We start from the raw sequence: 14,926 nt of genomic DNA on the forward strand, positions 1-14,926 counted from the left end.
CTGGCCGTTGGACGGACCGCACGGACCGGGGTGCTCGGTACGCCGCACGCGTCGGTTCGCGAACACCTTAACCTGTCGCGATGTATCGCGTCACTGTCGCGTTCGGCGCGGTACGTGGCGTCCCGGCTCCCGTCCGGCTCCCGTCACGCGCGGACGGTGTACCCCGCGTCCCGCAGGGCCCGGGTCACCTCCGCGCAGTGCGCGGCGCCCTTGGTCTCCAGATGCAGCTCCACCTCCACCTCGCTGAGCCCGAGCCGGGGGTCGGTCCGGACATGGCTGACGTCGAGGACGTTAGCGTCGGCCACTGACAACTCCCCCAGGAGCGCGGCCAGCGCACCGGGACGGTCCGTCAGCCGCAGTCGCAGGGAGAGGTAGCGCCCCGCCGCCGCCATGCCGTGCCGCAGCGTGCGCTGGAGGACCAGCGGGTCGACGTTGCCCCCGGACAGCACCGCGACCACCGGCCCGGGGAACGCGTCGGGCTCGCTGAGCAGCGCCGCCACCGGACTGGCCCCCGCCGGCTCCACCACGAGCTTCGCCCGCTCCAAGCACAGCAGAAGCGCCCGGGAGAGCGCGTCCTCCGACACCGTACGGACCTCGTCCACCAGCGCGCCAACGATTTCGAACGGCACGTCCCCCGGCCGTCCGACCTTGATGCCGTCGGCCATCGTGGCGACCGAGTCCAGCGCCACCGGACGTCCCGCCGCCAGCGACGGCGGGTAGGCGGCGGCCCCCTCCGCCTGCACGCCGACGATCCGCACGTCCGGCCGCAGCGCCTTGACCGCCAGCGCGATCCCCGCCACCAGGCCGCCACCGCCGACCCCGACGACGATCGTGCGCACCTCCGGGCACTGCTCCAGGATCTCCAGGCCCACCGTGCCCTGGCCCGCCACGATGTCGCGGTGGTCGAAGGGGTGGATGACGACGGCACCGGTCTCGGCCGCGTACTCCTTGGCGGCGGCCAGGGACTCGTCCACCACGTGACCGTGCAGCCGCACCTCCGCGCCGTACTCGCGGGTCGCGGCCAGCTTCGGCAGCGGTGCCCCGCGCGGCATGAAGACGGTGGACCGCACGCCGAGCAGCGAGGCCGCGAGCGCCACGCCCTGCGCGTGGTTGCCCGCGCTCGCGGCGACCACGCCCCGGGCCCGCTCCTCCGCCGGCAGGCCGGCGATCCGCGCGTAGGCGCCGCGGATCTTGAACGAACCCGTGCGCTGGAGGTTCTCGCACTTCAGATGGACGGGGGAGCCGACGAGATCGGTGAGGTGCCGGCTGCCCTCCATCGCCGTGACCCGGGCGACCCCGGAGAGCGCCTTGTGGGCGGCCCGTACGTCGTCGACGGTGAGGGGGCGGGAGCTGTCAACCATGCCGCCAGTCTGGCAGCGGCCCCTGCCCCACGCGCCCGGCGGTCTCCGTGCAAGGTCGTTACCGCAGCACCGGTACGCGATCCGTCCAACGCGCGTACCCTGTGGCCCACCCTCACGACAGCACGACGCCGTAAGTCCGTACGTCCACAGAAGCGAGCACCCCGGCCATGCCCACGCACCCGGACCTGACGACTGGCTCCCACCCCCGCGGAGCGCCCGGCCCGACCGTCCCCGCCCAGGGGGAGGACGGCGAGCCGACGTTCGAGACCCTGCAGCACCAGGTGGCCCTGTTCGCCCGCCGCGCCGAGCAGACCCGGCTCGGCGGCGTCGGCCAGGCCCGGAACTCCATGGACCGCGCCGCCTACCTGCTCCTCAACCGCCTCGACCAGGAAGGCCCGACCGGCGTCAAGGCACTCGCCGCCGGCATGGGCATCGACTCCTCCACGGTCACCCGTCAGGTGGCACCGCTGGTCGACGCGGGCCTGGTCAGCCGCACCTCCCACCCCGAGGACGGCCGCGCCGTCGTGCTGGAGCTGTCGGCACGCGGCGCCGCGCGCCTGGCACAGGTGCGGGCCTCCCGCCGCGCCCTCATGGCGCTGCTCACCGACGGCTGGTCGGACGCGGAGCGCGAGGCCTTCTGCACCCTGCTCACCCGGTTCAACGAGGCGCTGTCCGACCTGCACGCACCGCTCGGACCGTCCTGAACCACACCCGCCCGCCCAGGTCTTGACCCGGCGGGCCCACCGGACGTCCACTGACGGGGTGGGAACACGGCGAGCAGCGGCGGTTCGCCGTCGCGACCGGGAGTTCGAGACGTTCACGGCGGGCGCGGCCGGCCGGCTCCTGCACGTCGCCGCCCTGCTGACCGGCGAGAGCCGCACCCACTGCCCGGCCGCCGAGCGGCTCCTGACGGCCGCCCTCGCGGACACCTACGCCACCTGGGACGCCCTGCGCGGCGAAGACCCCTACGCCTGCGCCCGCACCGCCCTCGCCACCCGCTTCGGCGCGTCGTCCTGGCGCCACCGGCGCCCCTGTGGCGGCGTCCTGACCCGGCTCGGCCCCCGCGAGCGGCTCGTTCTCGTGCTGCGGCTGCACGAGGGGCTCGGCGAGGACCAGACGGCCGCGACGCTGGACCTGCCGCCCGAACGCGTCCGCGCCCTCTACGCCCACGCCCTGTCGACGATGCGCTCCCGCCCCGCACCGGCTCCGCAGGCCCCCGGAGCGGCGCGGTGAACGGCGGCCCGCCCGCCGGGTCCGACGGCCCGCCGGACCCGAAGGAGGGCCCCGTCCGCCGCCTCCTGGAGACGCCCCACCCACCCGTTCCGCCCGACCTGACGCGCCGCGCCGCCGCACGCGGCGCGCGGCTGCTACGCGTCAGGAACGCGGCCCGCACCCTCGCGTGGACGGTCCTGGGGGGCGCGACGGTGTTCTTCCTGAGGTGGGCGGCGGCCACCGAACCGTGGCACCTCCCGCCGGACCGGCTGACGCCGCCGTGGCCGGGCTGACGAGCCCGGTGGCCGGGCCGGTGACCGCCGCCCCCGTCTTCAGCGCAACGCGTCCGTGAGGTCCGCCAGGAGGTCGTCCACGGACTCGATGCCGACGGAGAGCCGCACCAGGTCGCCGGGCACCTCCAGGAGCGAACCGGCCACCGAGGCGTGCGTCATCCGGCCCGGGTGCTCGATGAGCGACTCGACGCCGCCGAGCGACTCCCCGAGGGTGAACAGCTTGGTGCGGTCGCACACCGCGACCGCCTCCTCCTCGCCCCCGGCGACGCGGAACGAGACCATCCCGCCGAACGCGCGCATCTGCTTGGCCGCCACCTCGTGCCCCGCGTGCCCGGGCAGCCCCGGGTAGAGGACCTCGATGACCTTCGGGTGCGCCGCCAGCATCTCCGCGACGCGGGTGGCGTTCGCGCAGTGCCGGTCCATGCGGACGGCGAGCGTCTTCACGCCGCGCATCACCAGCCACGCGTCGAACGGCCCCGCGACGGCGCCCATGGCGTTCTGGTGGAAGGCCAGCTCCTCGCCGAGCGCCGCGTCGGAGGTGACGAGCGCGCCCCCGACGACGTCGGAGTGGCCGCCCATGTACTTCGTCGTGGAGTGCACGACGACGTCGGCGCCCAGGGCCAGGGGCTGCTGGAGGTAGGGGCTGGCGAAGGTGTTGTCCACGACCAGCCGGGCCCCCGCCGTGCGGGCGACGTCGGCGAGCCGCGCGATGTCGGTGATACCCAGCAGCGGGTTGGTGGGCGTCTCGACCCAGATGACCTTGGTGCGGTCGGTGAGGGCGGCGCGCACGGCGTCCGCGTCGGCCGTGTCGGCGACCGACCAGCGCACGCCCCAGCGCTCGGCGACCTTGGCGAAGAGGCGGAACGTCCCGCCGTAGGCGTCGTTGGGGATCACGACGTGGTCGCCCGGGGTCAGCACCGTCCGCAGCAGGCAGTCCTCCGCCGCCAGACCGGAGGCGAAGGCCAGGCCCCGGCTCCCGCCCTCCAGGGCGGCCAGGTTCTCCTCCAGCGCGGTCCGCGTGGGGTTGGCGGACCTGCTGTACTCGTAACCGCCCCGCAGGCCGCCCACCCCGTCCTGCTTGTAGGTGGAGACCTGGTAGATCGGCGGGACGACGGCGCCCGTCGCGGCGTCCGGCTCCTGGCCGGCATGGATGGCAAGCGTCTCGAAGTGCTCGTGGCTCATGCCCGCGAGCCTAAGGGCTGCCGGGGCCGGGAGAACGTCGGCGCCGGAATTCCGGCCGCCCCCGCCGACCGGTACGGCGCGCGCCGTACCGTGGACCCATGGAGTTCCTGCTCTTCCTCTTGGTCGTCGCCGCCCTCGCCGGTTTCCTGGTGCCCCGCCTGCTGCAGCGGCGCCGGGCCGTCAAGGCGGCCATGGGCGGCTTCACCCGGTCGAACGATCCCGACGCCTACGGCTTCGTGCCCGCCGCCGAGCTCGACGTCCGGCTGCCCGGGCCCGACCACGAGCTGGTCGAGGCACTGACCGAGACCCAGCGCACCCAGGACTACGAGCCCGTCGCCCGGCTGCTCGCCCTGACCTCCGACGACTGGGAGCTGCGCTGGCAGCGCGTGCAGTCCCTGGCCGGAGCCGCCGCGGTGGAACTCCGCGCCGCGCGGGCCACCGGCGCCGAGCAGCCGCCCCCGGAGCCGGGCCCGTCGCCCGCACCGGGCGGCCTCTCCTTCACCAAGGACGCCCCCACCGAGGCCCGCCAGCAGGACGCCCGCTGGCTGCGGAACTGGCGCACCGAGCGGCCGCAGGACCGCAGCGCCGCCCAGGTCTACGCCCAGTTCCTCGTCTGGCAGGCCCTCGCCGACCCCTCCTCCGCCGATCACCACATCGTCCTGGAGGAGGCCCGCAACGTCGCCCGCGAGGCGGCCGCGATGGCCGACGAGGACCCGACACCCCACCTCACCGAACTGTTCGTCGCCCGCCGCCTCGGCTACCGCCGCGCCGACTTCGAGGCCCTGTGGAACGAGGTCGTGCGGCGCGCCCCGCACCACATGGGCGCGCACCTGGCCGCCCTGCCGTACTGGTCGGAGAAGTGGCACGGCTCCCGCGAGGACGCCTACGCCTTCGCCCAGGACGCCGCCGCCCGCGCCCCCGAGGGCAGCCTGCTCCCCGCCCTGCCGCTGTTCGCCGTCTGGGAGCACCTGCCCGAGGCCAACATGGTGCGCGGGATGTACCAGAGCAAGGTCGTCGAGGACGCGATCGAGGCGGCCGAGTTCGCCGTCAACGAAGCGGCCGACGACCACCCCGTCCGGGCCCACGTCCTGCACCTGCTGCTGTGCCTGCTGGTGCGGTCCGAGCGCTTCGAGGAGGCCATGGAGGCGCTGCGCGCCGTGGACGGCTACGTCGGCGCCCTCCCGTGGATCGAGGCCCCGGACCCCGCCCGCGCGTACGCCGCCTACCGCGCCCTGGCCGTCGCGGGCTACGAGAGCCACGGCGGCAGCACCGCGTCCGCCCCGCCGCCACCCCTGCACTGACGGCCGCCCCTGCACCGACGACCACCCCACCGTCCGCCCGAGCCACCGAGGGAGCCCCGCCATGTTCGCCCGCCGCACGTCCCACCTCCCCACCCCCGAGCAGGCCCTGCCCGGCCGCACCGAACCCGCGTTCACCGTGACCGGGACGCACGCCGTCCTCGACACGCCGCTGCTCGGCCCCCACCCCGAGCACCTCGCCGTCGCCGACTTCGGCCTCGGCTGCTTCTGGGGCGCCGAGCGCGTCTTCTGGGAGCAGGACGGCGTGTGGACGACCCTCGTCGGCTACCAGGGCGGGCACACCGTGCACCCCACCTACGAGGAGGTCTGCTCGGGCATGACGGGCCACACCGAGGCCGTCCGCGTCGTGTACGACCCGGCGAAGGTCGACTTCGGGCGTCTCCTGAAGCTCTTCTGGGAGGCCCACGACCCGACGCAGGGCTTCCGGCAGGGCAACGACGTCGGCACCCAGTACCGCTCCGCCGTCTACACCCACTCCCCCGCCGACCAGCAGGAGGCCGAGGCCTCCCGCGACGCCTACCAGCGACTCCTGACCGCCTCGGGCTACGGCGACATCACGACCGAGATCCTGCCCGCCGAGGGCCGCCCCTTCTACCCCGCCGAGCTGTACCACCAGCAGTACCTGCACAAGAACCCGGCGGGCTACTGCGGCATCGGCGGCACCGGCGTCTCCTGCCCCGTCGGCATCGCCCGCACGGACGGCTGAATCGGCCCGCGACGGCTCGCAGCATCGAAGCCTCGGCTTGAAGGGCAAGCCCGCCTTCTCATCACATACGTGTGTGATCGAGCCCTCTTCAAGTTCGCTCCTTCACTCGTTCGAGGGGCGATAGCGCAGTACCGCCCATTACGCTGAAGCGCGGGATCAAAATCGCGCTCATGGGAGCCGCCATGACTACCTCCGTCGCCGGGCAACCGCTGATCCCTCAGCCGCCCGCCACCGTGGCCGCACTGCGGCAGGCCGTCAGCCAGATCACTCCTGCCGCCCTACCGGCCTTCACTCGAGAGCTGGACCATGCGGCCGATCAGTCCCGACAGGGTTCCGACCTGGCACCGCTCCAACGGTTCGTGGCCCAGTGGGCGGTCCACGTCCACATTCAGCGCCACCCGGAGATCGCAGCGGATCTCCGACGCTGGGAGGATGCCGCCGAGACGGGTGATGCCGCCCAGGCACGCCGGGCGGCCGCTCACATCGGGCGCATCCTGGACGCGGCCCACGCAGCCGTCGGTCTCGCGACCCGGTGAGCACGGATTGGCACTGGGAATACGACCCTGACCACGACCATGTGGCAGGCGGTGTTCCCACTCACGTCGTAGCCGAAGTGGAGCGGTTGGCTGACCAGATCGTCGATCTGGCCAGTACGGGCGTCGACGTCAGCGACCTCGGCACTGGACCTCGCTCAGGCGGTCTACGTCGTATGGACGCCGCTGGTGGCTGGTTCTACTTCCTGGTAGCCCCCCGCGATCCACTGATCGTCGTGGTCCGCATCGTGCCACCGTTCGATGCTCTTTGAGACGCGGTGGGGGCGTGGGGGCGGCCGGTGGGGTACGACGTCCTGGAGGAGGCCCGCCGGACGCCGCACGCGGTGGTGCATGGATACGCTCAGTCACGAGGTGGGCCGGTGTTCAGGCTACGCAGCTCTTGGACGCGTGCCCGGAACTTGACGCCAGCTGCCCGACGTCAAAAGTGCATGCAGATGAGCACTGCATGCGAATACCTCGCCCGACTCATTGCTCCCCATGACCTCGCCTCTCGCCTGCGGTAAACCACTCGCTGTCCTGCCAGTAGAGGGCCTGCCGGGTAGCAGCTGGATCACAAGCGAATTGGAGGGCCGCAGGGGCGTTCTGGGTCAACCGAGGTACGGCTGGTCTCGGTGTTCGAGGAAGTGCTTGAGCCGGAGGCGCTGGGTGTGGTGCATCGGCAGCGCGTCGAGCTCTTCGGGCGGCACGAACCGCAGTTCGGTGGACTCGTCCGAGATGGCCAGTGCGCCTCCGACGACGCGGGCGGTGAAGCAGACATTGAACTGTCTGCGTACCTCGCCGTCGCTGTAGGCGATGATGTGTCGGGGGTCGGTGTAGGTGCCGACCAGACCGATGATCTCTACGTCGAGTCCAGTCTCCTCTTTCACCTCGCGCACGGCCGCGCCCGGTAGGGAGTCGGTCAGCTCCATGCCGCCGCCGCACAGAGCCCAGAGGCCGTTGTCGCGGCGCCGCTGGAGCAGTATGCGGCCCTTCTCGTCGGTCACGACGGCGGACGCAGCGACGACCAGACTGTTGGGTTCGGGCGCATCGGGGTCGTCGTAGTACTCGGTCCGCGTCATGCCTCATTCTCCCTGTACCGGCGTTGCCGTTGCCCAGACGGCGTCGAAGCTCTGCGCGTAGGTGTTGAAGATCCTGCCGTTGTCGTGGCGGCGCATGTGCCATACGGGCGCCCCGTAAGCGTTGACACCCCACACGTGGGCGTTGACCAGCATCTGGTCATCCGCTCGATAGATGGAGTTGTAGAGCGTGGTCCCGTGTGTGCGGATTTCGATGCCCGGCACGCCTAGCAGCGGCCGGTAGTGCATGAGCGCGAGTCGGCAACGGGACTCGATGCCGTGGCCGAACCTCTCCTCTTGGCCGCGCTGCTGGACGTTGTCGCTGTCGGCGTCGCCGATGGCGACGCGCACACTGCACCCCTCAGTCGCCCGCTCCCGCAGCAGATCGTTGAGGCGGGGATACGCCTCGTGCAGGAAGACGGCCGCATAGACCAGCACGTCGATGTGCTCGCGGGCTTGGCCCAGCATGTCCGTGAAGGCCGATACGGGTACGTCCGCGCGTTCGTCGTACAGGGCCATCAGTTCGGGGCTTATGGCTCGCGCACTGCGAACCTGACGCAGGGTTGGCCAGAGTGCGTGCACGTCTTCTCCTAAGGCTTCGGCAGCCTGCATCGCTGTCGTGCGGCGCGGAGTGCGGCCGAGGTTGACCCAGCGCTCGACAGACTTGGGGTCCACCTCCGCCTTGGCCGCGAGGGTGGCGTAGGTCCACCCACCGGCTGCCATGGCGGCTCGTAGTCGCTCGTTCTGCACAGAGTCTCTCCCTACTCATGGGGACGTTGCTAGGGACGTTCTACCAACTCTGGGACGTCCCCAAATGGGCTTTGGTGGAGGTACCAACGTCCGTGGTACCGGGGATTTCCTGACTGCGTGAGCCACAAGGGAGCGCTCCGCGCGGGCGCATTGACGCTAAATCAACTCATGTATGGCGTGCGCCGGGTGAGGGAACACCTTGGCACGCGCCTACTGCTGAAGTTGCTCAACAGCGCCCTGCTGTGGGATGCACCTCAAAGCGAGGTGCGGTCTATCACCCACGGGGAGCGACCGAAGGCGCGGCTGGTCGAGGTCAACGCCCCCAGCAGGAAGCCGTACGACAGTGGCGCATCGTGACGCGCTCGGTCTTCCGCTACGTGAGCTGGACGATGGCGCCGCACCTCTCACCGGGGGAACCCGAGATGCTGCACGAGCTGGAGTGTTCCTCGTGTCTGGCTTCCTCGGGTACAGAAGCGGACTTCGAAGCGGCGCGCGCCTGGGCCTTCTCCCACACGGGAGGCCACCCGTCTCACCGCACTTATCGGGAGGTCGTCGTCCGCCTCTGGCGCATGGCCCCTGTCAGGGGGTGAACCGGGGCCGGACGGCTCCTGTCGTCGCGCGGCAACTCGCGCAACTACTCGATCAGGCCGGCCAGGGCCATGTGTGACCAAGCGGGCCACTCACCGCCCGGGAGCACCGATGACCTGGCGGGGATGAATCCCCGACCGTGCCCACGGGCCCGGACACGGCCAACGCTGATGAGGAGCGTCAACGTGCACAAAAGCACCAGTCACTTGATCACACGCCTGCTGGCGTTACTGCTCTCGAAGCCCGGCACGCATAGGGCCGGCCGCCTGGCGGCCAAGGAGGTCGACACCCCGACAACGGAGCCGCCCCTCATCCGCCGTGTGGTGCAGGACCTGCCGGTGATCACGAACGCCGAACTCGTCCGTCCCTATGTGATGACCCCGGAGGAACGGCGGGAACTGCTGCTGGGCCGCGCCCGGCGGCGGACGTTGTGGCTGGCCCCTTACGGCATCGACGTGGGACCACGGTGGATTCGCCGTGCGGGGAATGCCTCGGTGAGCGGACCAGCGGACATGCTGAGGAGCAGGGCCGACACGCGGGGCGAGAGGTCGTGCGATGGAGTCCGGTGACGTGCGTGAGGGACTCCTGTGGGCTGCACGGCCCGAGCCCGTGGGAGCTGAGGCTCCGGCCACGGCGGAGCGCTTCCGCTCGGCCCGGCTTCCGGTGCGTTCGCCCGACACGGGCAGGGTTGCCCGTCGCCTGGCCCGAGAGGTCTCCCGGGACTGGGGCGTGGAGCGGCTGGCGGACGACGTGGAGCTCTGTGTGTCGGAACTCGTCGGCAACGCAGTGCACCATGCCGGGCCGCAGGGACGTGGGACGGAGCCGGGCAGCCGTCAGGTTGCCCTCGCCTTCCGCGCCCACCCCCGGTGGCTGTCCGTGGAGGTCGCGGATGGTGATTCCGCGCTGCCCGGGGTGCCGCGCGGGGACCTGAGCGCCTCCGGCCTGTTCGACCTGCCTCACCACGACCTCCTCCAAGACGGCGGACGCGGGCTGTTCCTCGTGTGCGCCCTGGCGGACGCGGTCTGGTGGGTTCCCCGGGAGGGCGGCGGCAAGAGCGTCTTCTGCCGCTTCGGTCTCCACGGCGATCGGTGATCCCGATGTCCCGTACGCGTCGACCGCGAGACCCCCCGCGTGCCCCGCGCGGAGGAGCAGAAGGGGGCACACTCGGTCGTATGACCACGGGCATCCCCGGGCGGCGACTGATCCCTCAGCCGCCCGCCACCGTGGCCGCGCTGCGGCAGGCCGTGGCCGGGTCGCCACCCGGCCCCGTCCGCCGTTCGGCGCGGTGGGACGCGCGGTGGGGGCGTGGGGGCGGGAGGATGGGTGGGTGGGGTTCGACGAGGTCGCGGACGAGCTGTACCGGGGGCCGCCGGAGGAGTTCACGGCGGCGCGGGACGCGGCCGTGCGGGCGGCGCGGAAGGCCGGTGAGCGGCGGCTCGCGGCGGAGCTGAAGGAGTTGCGGCGGCCGACGCGGGCCGCGTGGGTCAGCAACGTGCTGGTGCGGGAGCGGCCGGAGGAGGTCGGGCCGCTGGTGGAGCTGGGCGAGGCGCTGCGGCGGGCGCAGGCGGAGTTGGACGGCGCGCAGTTGCGCGAACTGGGCGCGCGGCAGCACGCGGTGGTGGCGGCGATGGCGCAGGAGGCGGGCCGGTTGGCGTCGGCCGCCGGGCGTCCGGTGGGGGACGACGTCCTGGAGGAGGTCCGCCGGACGCTGCACGCGGTGCTGGCCGATCCGGAGGCGGCCCGGCGGTGGGCGGAGGGGCGGCTGGTGCGGCCGTTGCGGGCGGAGGCCGGGTTTCCGGCGGTGGCGGCGGAGCCGGGGGCGGTGCGGGATCTGGACGCCGCGCGGGATCGGCGGCGGGCGCGGGAGGCGCGGGCCGGACGACGGGAGGCCGAGCGGCGGGCGGCCGAGGAGCGGCGGGCGGAGCGGGAGCGGCGGAAGGGGGAGGAACGGCGGGCGGCGAAGGACGCCGAACGGGCCGTGGCGGCGCGGCGCGCGGAGCTGGAGACGGCGCGGGAGCGGCTGGCCGGGGCGCGGGAGCGGGCCGGCGCGCTGGCGGACGAGCTGGCGGCGGCGCGGGAGGCGGTGGCGGCGGCCGAGGAGGCGGAGTGGGCGGCGCGGGCGGCGGTGGGCGACGCGGAGCGGGCCGCCCGCCGCGCCGAACGGCGTCGGCCCCCGGGGTAGGGCACGCGCGAGGAGTCTCAGGCCGGGCGCGCGGTGGCCGGGTGCTCGGGGTCGGGGTGACCGGCCGGCGTGGCGGACCGGGTGACGACGACCGTGCGGCGGGTGGACGTGTGGCCGAAGACGAGGGCGACGGCGGCCAAGCCCGCGGTGGCGCCGAGGAATTGGGCGGCGAGGTAGAGGAGGGCGGAGGCGGGGGCGATCCCGGCGAAGGTGTCGGAGAGTGAACGGGCGGCGGTGAGGGCGGGGTTGGCGAAGCTGTTGGACGGCATGCAGAGGATGGCGGCGCCGATCCAGGCGGGGACGGCGACGGGGACGAGCCGCGCCCGGCCGGAGCGGACGAGTCCGAAGGCCACCAGGAGCAGTCCGGCCGTGGCGACGGCTTCGGCGAGCCAGACGCCGGGGCCCCAGCGCTCGTGGGTGCCGGGCGTCAGGGGCGGGAGTCCGTACATGGCGTGGGCGAGGGCCGCGCCGCTGAGGCCGCCGGTGAGCTGGGCGGGCAGGTAGGCGGCGACGTCGCGGCGGGGAACGTCGCCGGTCCACCAGGCGGCGAGGGTGATGAGCGGGTTCAGGTGGGCTCCGGAGACGGGGCCGAGGACGCCGAGGAGCAGCCCGAGTGCGGTGGCGCTCGCCAGGACGTTGACCAGCAGCGCGACGCCGACGTCCGCGCTGAGCCGGCTCGCGTGGATGCCGGAGCCGATGATGACGGCGGCGAGCAGGCCGGTGCCCAGCGCTTCGGCGGCGACGCGGCGTCGCAGGGAGGCGGGTCGCGTCACGCGGTCACCCCCGGCGCCCTTGACCCATCTGCAACATTTTGTTGAAGACTCATGGTGGTGATGGTGCCAGGTGGGTCAGCGGCCCTCCCCGGCGGGTCGGGGCGCGCGGGGCAGCGCCACGAGGATGAAGAGGGCGTTGACGGCCAGGACGACGGCGCCCAGTTGGAAGGCGAGGGCGTAGCCGGGGGCGAGCCCCTCCGGGGCGGTGCCGGACATGCGGGCCGCCGCGACGGTCGACAGGACCGCGAGCCCGAGCGATCCGCCCATCGTGCGCGCCATGTTGACGAGTCCGGAGGCGATGCCCGCGTCCTCCGTCGGGGCGCCCGTGGTGGCGGCCGACGCGAGCGGGGTCGCCGTCAGGCCCGCGCCCGCCATCATCAGCAGGCCGGGGCCGAGGACCGTGCCCAGGTACGTGCCGTCGGCGTGCAGCGTGCTCTGCCACAGGTATCCGGCGGCCGCCATGACGCAGCCGGCCACCGCGACGTTGCGCGGCCCGGCCCACACCATCAGGCGCGGCGCCGCCTTCGACGCGGCGACGATCACGAGGGAGTGCGGGACGCAGCTCAGGCCCGCCGCGATGGGCGAGTAGAGCAGGACGTTCTGGAGGTAGAGCGTGATGAAGTACCAGGAGCACACCATGGTCGCGCCCATGACGAACATCGCCGTGTTCGCCGCCGCCACGGACGGCAGCCGGAACAGCCGCAGCGGCATGAGCGGCACCGGGGCGCGGGCCTCGACGGCGAGGAACGCGCCCAGGAGGGCCAGGCCGCCGAGCAACGGCACCAGGGCGGAGGGCGATCCCCAGCCCGTGGACTCCGTCTCCACGATCCCGTAGGCGAGGGTGGCCAGCCCGGCGGTGACGAGGACGGCGCCGGGCACGTCGAGCCGCCGCCGGCCGCCGGTGCGGGTCTCCACCAGCCACCAGGCGGCGGCGAGAAGTACGACGACCCCGATCGGCACGTTCACCAGCAGCACCCAGCGCCACGACAGCCCCTCGGTGAGGACGCCGCCGACGAGGCCGCCGGCCGCGCCGCCGCCCGCGCCGACGGCCGTCCAGGTGCCGATGGCCCGGTTGCGGGCGGGCCCTTCGGGGACGGAGACGGTGAGCAGCGTCAGGGTGGAGGGGGCCAGCGCCGCGGCGCCGATGCCCTGCACCGCGCGGGCCGCCAGCAACTGCCAGGACTCCTGGGCCAGTCCGCCCGCGAGGCTGGCGAGGGTGAACAGGGTGAGGCCGATGAGGAAGAGGCGTTTGCGGCCGAAGAGGTCCCCGGCGCGTCCGCCGAAGAGGAGGAACCCGGCGAAGGTGATGGTGTAGGCGTTGACGACCCACTGCAGTCCGGCCGGGCTCATGCCCAGGTCGTCGCGCATCGAGGGCAGGGCGACGTTGACGACGGCGATGTCGAGGACGACGAGGAACTGTCCGGCGCAGGCTGCGAACAGCACGGCCCACAGCGGCGGGGTGCGGCGTCGCGCGGTGGATATCCGTGATGCGGCGGGGACTTGGACCATTCAGCCATGTTATGGCGGCGCGTACCGGGCCCGGGACGCCCGGTTGGGGTCAGCGGCCCAGGTGGTCGCGCACCGTGGCGGTGATGGCGGCGGTGTAGCGGTCGATGCCGGGGGACGGACGCGGGCAGGGCTTGGGGTCCGACGTCGTGGGGGCCAGGCAGAAGTGCAGCAGGTCGTCCTCGCGGTGCAGCGGCGTGCGGCCGTCCTCGCAGTGGTCCGGGGTGTCCCGCTCCTCCTGCGTGCAGGGCAGCGTCCGCGTCCAGGTGTAGCGGGCGCCGGGGCGGCTGACGGCGGCACCGGCGTCGGAGAGCAGGGCGTCCGTGCGCGGGGCGAGTTCCTCGTAGACGGCGTTGACGCGGCGGACGCGGTCGGGCGCCATCGCGTCGGGGCCCTGGAGGACCCAGACGAGTTGCGGCGCGGGGGTGCCGTTCTCCTCGGCGGCGGTGCGGATCTGCTCGGTCAGCCGTTCGGCGTCGGCGGTGTAGCGGGCGTAGTACTCCGGTGTGCCGGAGCCGACGCGGTCCATGCAGGGCGTGTAGCCCCAGGAGTTGCCCCAGAACTGGAGGACGACGACGGTCGGCCGGAAGGAGCGCACCAGGGCGGCGGCCTTGTCCTCGGCGGGGACGAGCGACTCGACGTCCCGGCCCTCCAGGTAGTCGCACAGGGTGGTGCCGGAGTAGGGCGCGCCGAGGTAGGTCGTCCGGTCCAGCTCGCCGACGCGGCGGCCGAGTTCGTCCTGCATCTCCATGGCGAGCGAGTCGCCGATGAACAGGACGCGGGCGGGCTCCCGTTCGGCGGGTTCGGCCTCCTCCGGCTCCTCCTCGGCGGCGCCCCGCGCTTCGCCCGGCAGGTAGACGGGCCGGTCGTCCCCGGCCTCGGGCCGCTCGCGCGCCGACGTCGACGACCCGGCCCACACGTACCCGACGGCCAGCACGGCGCCGACGAGCCCGAGCGCCAGCCACACCGCGATGTGCTTCCGCATCCCGCCCTCCCCACGGTCGACGGCCACCCAAGCACATCGCGGGCCCGGCTTCTACCGGTCGGTAGCCATCGGCTGCGGCAGCGCCTCGCGGACCTTCGCGGCCGTCTGGGCGGGGTCGTAGCCGGCCGGAACGCCGGGCACGATGACGCAGTCGCCGGTGATGTGCCGGGTGCGCAGCGGCAGCACCTCCTGGTAGGCGGGTGACGCGTACCAGGCCCGCGCGCTCTCCAGGTCGGGGAAGCCGATGACGACGACGTCCCCGGGCCAGCTGCCCTCCAGCACCTCGACCTGGGCGCCGTGGACGAGGAATCGGCCGGAATACGGCTCCAGGGTGGCCTGAATCAGCTCGATGTAGCGGGGGATGTCCGGGTGCGGACGGAACTCCCGTAGGTGGGCGATGGCGTACGCGTTCACGGCGCCGGTGCCGTTTCCGGGCTCGGTCATGGTGTCCCCCTCGTGC

Annotated in this window: 19 protein-coding genes; 11 read left to right on the plus strand and 8 right to left on the minus strand. The window is 73.2% G+C overall.

The features are described 5' to 3' along the window. Positions 1-143 precede the first annotated feature (143 nt). Positions 144-1,361, minus strand: coding sequence for a threonine ammonia-lyase (ilvA, locus tag V6D49_RS08340; protein ID WP_340558467.1), 1,218 nt, complete (start codon positions 1,359-1,361; stop codon positions 144-146). Positions 1,362-1,528: 167 nt separating this feature from the next. Between ilvA and V6D49_RS08345 the strand changes: the two genes are divergently transcribed. The 3 genes from V6D49_RS08345 to V6D49_RS08355 are packed head-to-tail and all read left to right on the plus strand — an operon-like array spanning position 1,529 to position 2,866. Continuing rightward, the gene (locus tag V6D49_RS08345) at positions 1,529-2,065 is read left to right on the plus strand and encodes a MarR family winged helix-turn-helix transcriptional regulator (RefSeq protein ID WP_340558469.1); all 537 of its coding nucleotides are present in this window, start codon (positions 1,529-1,531) and stop codon (positions 2,063-2,065) included. 58 nt (positions 2,066-2,123) lie between these two features. After that, positions 2,124-2,594 (plus strand): sigma factor-like helix-turn-helix DNA-binding protein, encoded by a 471-nt coding sequence (locus V6D49_RS08350; protein WP_340558471.1) that lies wholly within the window; start codon positions 2,124-2,126, stop codon positions 2,592-2,594. Further along, a complete protein-coding gene (locus tag V6D49_RS08355) occupies positions 2,591-2,866 on the plus strand; it encodes a hypothetical protein (RefSeq protein WP_340558473.1) in 276 nt (91 codons plus the stop codon). The genes V6D49_RS08350 and V6D49_RS08355 overlap by 4 nt, the downstream gene beginning before the upstream one ends. Before the next feature lie 39 nt (positions 2,867-2,905). Here V6D49_RS08355 and V6D49_RS08360 read toward each other — a convergent pair whose 3' ends face one another. Beyond that, positions 2,906-4,048 (minus strand): cystathionine gamma-synthase, encoded by a 1,143-nt coding sequence (locus tag V6D49_RS08360; protein ID WP_340558474.1) that lies wholly within the window; start codon positions 4,046-4,048, stop codon positions 2,906-2,908. A gap of 98 nt (positions 4,049-4,146) precedes the next feature. Between V6D49_RS08360 and V6D49_RS08365 the strand changes: the two genes are divergently transcribed. The 4 genes from V6D49_RS08365 to V6D49_RS08380 all read left to right on the plus strand — a co-directional run bounded on the left by V6D49_RS08365 (position 4,147) and on the right by V6D49_RS08380 (position 6,878). Beyond that, positions 4,147-5,349: a hypothetical protein gene (locus tag V6D49_RS08365; RefSeq protein ID WP_340558475.1), complete on the plus strand. Its 1,203-nt coding sequence runs from the start codon at positions 4,147-4,149 to the stop codon at positions 5,347-5,349. 61 nt (positions 5,350-5,410) lie between these two features. Then, the gene (msrA, locus tag V6D49_RS08370) at positions 5,411-6,073 is read left to right on the plus strand and encodes a peptide-methionine (S)-S-oxide reductase MsrA (protein WP_340558476.1); all 663 of its coding nucleotides are present in this window, start codon (positions 5,411-5,413) and stop codon (positions 6,071-6,073) included. 182 nt (positions 6,074-6,255) lie between these two features. Continuing rightward, positions 6,256-6,609 (plus strand): DUF6247 family protein, encoded by a 354-nt coding sequence (locus V6D49_RS08375; protein WP_340558478.1) that lies wholly within the window; start codon positions 6,256-6,258, stop codon positions 6,607-6,609. Then, positions 6,606-6,878 (plus strand): hypothetical protein, encoded by a 273-nt coding sequence (locus V6D49_RS08380; RefSeq protein WP_340558480.1) that lies wholly within the window; start codon positions 6,606-6,608, stop codon positions 6,876-6,878. The genes V6D49_RS08375 and V6D49_RS08380 overlap by 4 nt, the downstream gene beginning before the upstream one ends. Positions 6,879-7,214: 336 nt before the next feature. On the opposite strand, the gene V6D49_RS08385 is transcribed toward V6D49_RS08380, so the two are convergent. Further along, the gene (locus tag V6D49_RS08385; protein ID WP_340558482.1) at positions 7,215-7,685 is read right to left on the minus strand and encodes an NUDIX domain-containing protein; all 471 of its coding nucleotides are present in this window, start codon (positions 7,683-7,685) and stop codon (positions 7,215-7,217) included. 3 nt (positions 7,686-7,688) lie between these two features. Beyond that, positions 7,689-8,405, minus strand: a complete 717-nt coding sequence (locus V6D49_RS08390) for a helix-turn-helix domain-containing protein (RefSeq protein ID WP_340563792.1) — start codon at positions 8,403-8,405, stop codon at positions 7,689-7,691. A gap of 380 nt (positions 8,406-8,785) precedes the next feature. Between V6D49_RS08390 and V6D49_RS26195 the strand changes: the two genes are divergently transcribed. The 4 genes from V6D49_RS26195 (at position 8,786) to V6D49_RS08405 (ending at position 11,202) form a co-directional block, all read left to right on the plus strand. After that, positions 8,786-9,022, plus strand: coding sequence for a DUF7848 domain-containing protein (locus V6D49_RS26195; RefSeq protein ID WP_445330489.1), 237 nt, complete (start codon positions 8,786-8,788; stop codon positions 9,020-9,022). Positions 9,023-9,205: 183 nt separating this feature from the next. Next, the gene (locus V6D49_RS08395; RefSeq protein WP_340558484.1) at positions 9,206-9,589 is read left to right on the plus strand and encodes a hypothetical protein; all 384 of its coding nucleotides are present in this window, start codon (positions 9,206-9,208) and stop codon (positions 9,587-9,589) included. Position 9,590: 1 nt separating this feature from the next. Beyond that, a complete protein-coding gene (locus tag V6D49_RS08400; protein ID WP_340558486.1) occupies positions 9,591-10,112 on the plus strand; it encodes an ATP-binding protein in 522 nt (173 codons plus the stop codon). Positions 10,113-10,347: 235 nt separating this feature from the next. Further along, complete coding sequence (locus V6D49_RS08405; protein WP_340558488.1) at positions 10,348-11,202, plus strand: hypothetical protein; 855 nt, start codon at positions 10,348-10,350, stop codon at positions 11,200-11,202. A gap of 17 nt (positions 11,203-11,219) precedes the next feature. Here V6D49_RS08405 and V6D49_RS08410 read toward each other — a convergent pair whose 3' ends face one another. From V6D49_RS08410 to V6D49_RS08425, 4 genes are all read right to left on the minus strand, one after another. Next, positions 11,220-11,975 carry an MIP/aquaporin family protein gene (locus tag V6D49_RS08410; RefSeq protein ID WP_340558490.1) on the minus strand — a complete coding sequence of 252 codons (756 nt, stop codon included), beginning with the start codon at positions 11,973-11,975 and terminating at the stop codon, positions 11,220-11,222. Between the two features lie 75 nt (positions 11,976-12,050). Further along, positions 12,051-13,484, minus strand: coding sequence for an MFS transporter (locus tag V6D49_RS08415; protein WP_340558492.1), 1,434 nt, complete (start codon positions 13,482-13,484; stop codon positions 12,051-12,053). Between the two features lie 49 nt (positions 13,485-13,533). After that, a complete protein-coding gene (locus V6D49_RS08420) occupies positions 13,534-14,466 on the minus strand; it encodes an SGNH/GDSL hydrolase family protein (protein ID WP_340558494.1) in 933 nt (310 codons plus the stop codon). Between the two features lie 51 nt (positions 14,467-14,517). Further along, complete coding sequence (locus tag V6D49_RS08425) at positions 14,518-14,880, minus strand: DUF1330 domain-containing protein (protein WP_340563795.1); 363 nt, start codon at positions 14,878-14,880, stop codon at positions 14,518-14,520. Positions 14,881-14,926 lie beyond the last annotated feature (46 nt).

This window comes from Streptomyces sp. GSL17-111, from assembly GCF_037911585.1.
In the GTDB taxonomy this organism is placed as follows: Bacteria; Actinomycetota; Actinomycetes; order Streptomycetales; family Streptomycetaceae; genus Streptomyces.

Bases quoted from the DNA above. Each gene is read 5' to 3' on its own strand.
- V6D49_RS08345 (WP_340558469.1), top strand. From the start codon at position 1,529: ATGCCCACGCACCCGGACCTGACGACTGGCTCCCACCCCCGCGGAGCG.
- V6D49_RS08390 (WP_340563792.1), bottom strand. From the start codon at position 8,405: ATGGCAGCCGGTGGGTGGACCTACGCCACCCTCGCGGCCAAGGCGGAG.
- V6D49_RS08360 (WP_340558474.1), bottom strand. From the start codon at position 4,048: ATGAGCCACGAGCACTTCGAGACGCTTGCCATCCATGCCGGCCAGGAG.
- V6D49_RS08375 (WP_340558478.1), top strand. From the start codon at position 6,256: ATGACTACCTCCGTCGCCGGGCAACCGCTGATCCCTCAGCCGCCCGCC.
- V6D49_RS08415 (WP_340558492.1), bottom strand. From the start codon at position 13,484: ATGGTCCAAGTCCCCGCCGCATCACGGATATCCACCGCGCGACGCCGC.
- msrA (WP_340558476.1), top strand. From the start codon at position 5,411: ATGTTCGCCCGCCGCACGTCCCACCTCCCCACCCCCGAGCAGGCCCTG.
- V6D49_RS08365 (WP_340558475.1), top strand. From the start codon at position 4,147: ATGGAGTTCCTGCTCTTCCTCTTGGTCGTCGCCGCCCTCGCCGGTTTC.
- ilvA (WP_340558467.1), bottom strand. From the start codon at position 1,361: ATGGTTGACAGCTCCCGCCCCCTCACCGTCGACGACGTACGGGCCGCC.
- V6D49_RS08420 (WP_340558494.1), bottom strand. From the start codon at position 14,466: ATGCGGAAGCACATCGCGGTGTGGCTGGCGCTCGGGCTCGTCGGCGCC.
- V6D49_RS08385 (WP_340558482.1), bottom strand. From the start codon at position 7,685: ATGACGCGGACCGAGTACTACGACGACCCCGATGCGCCCGAACCCAAC.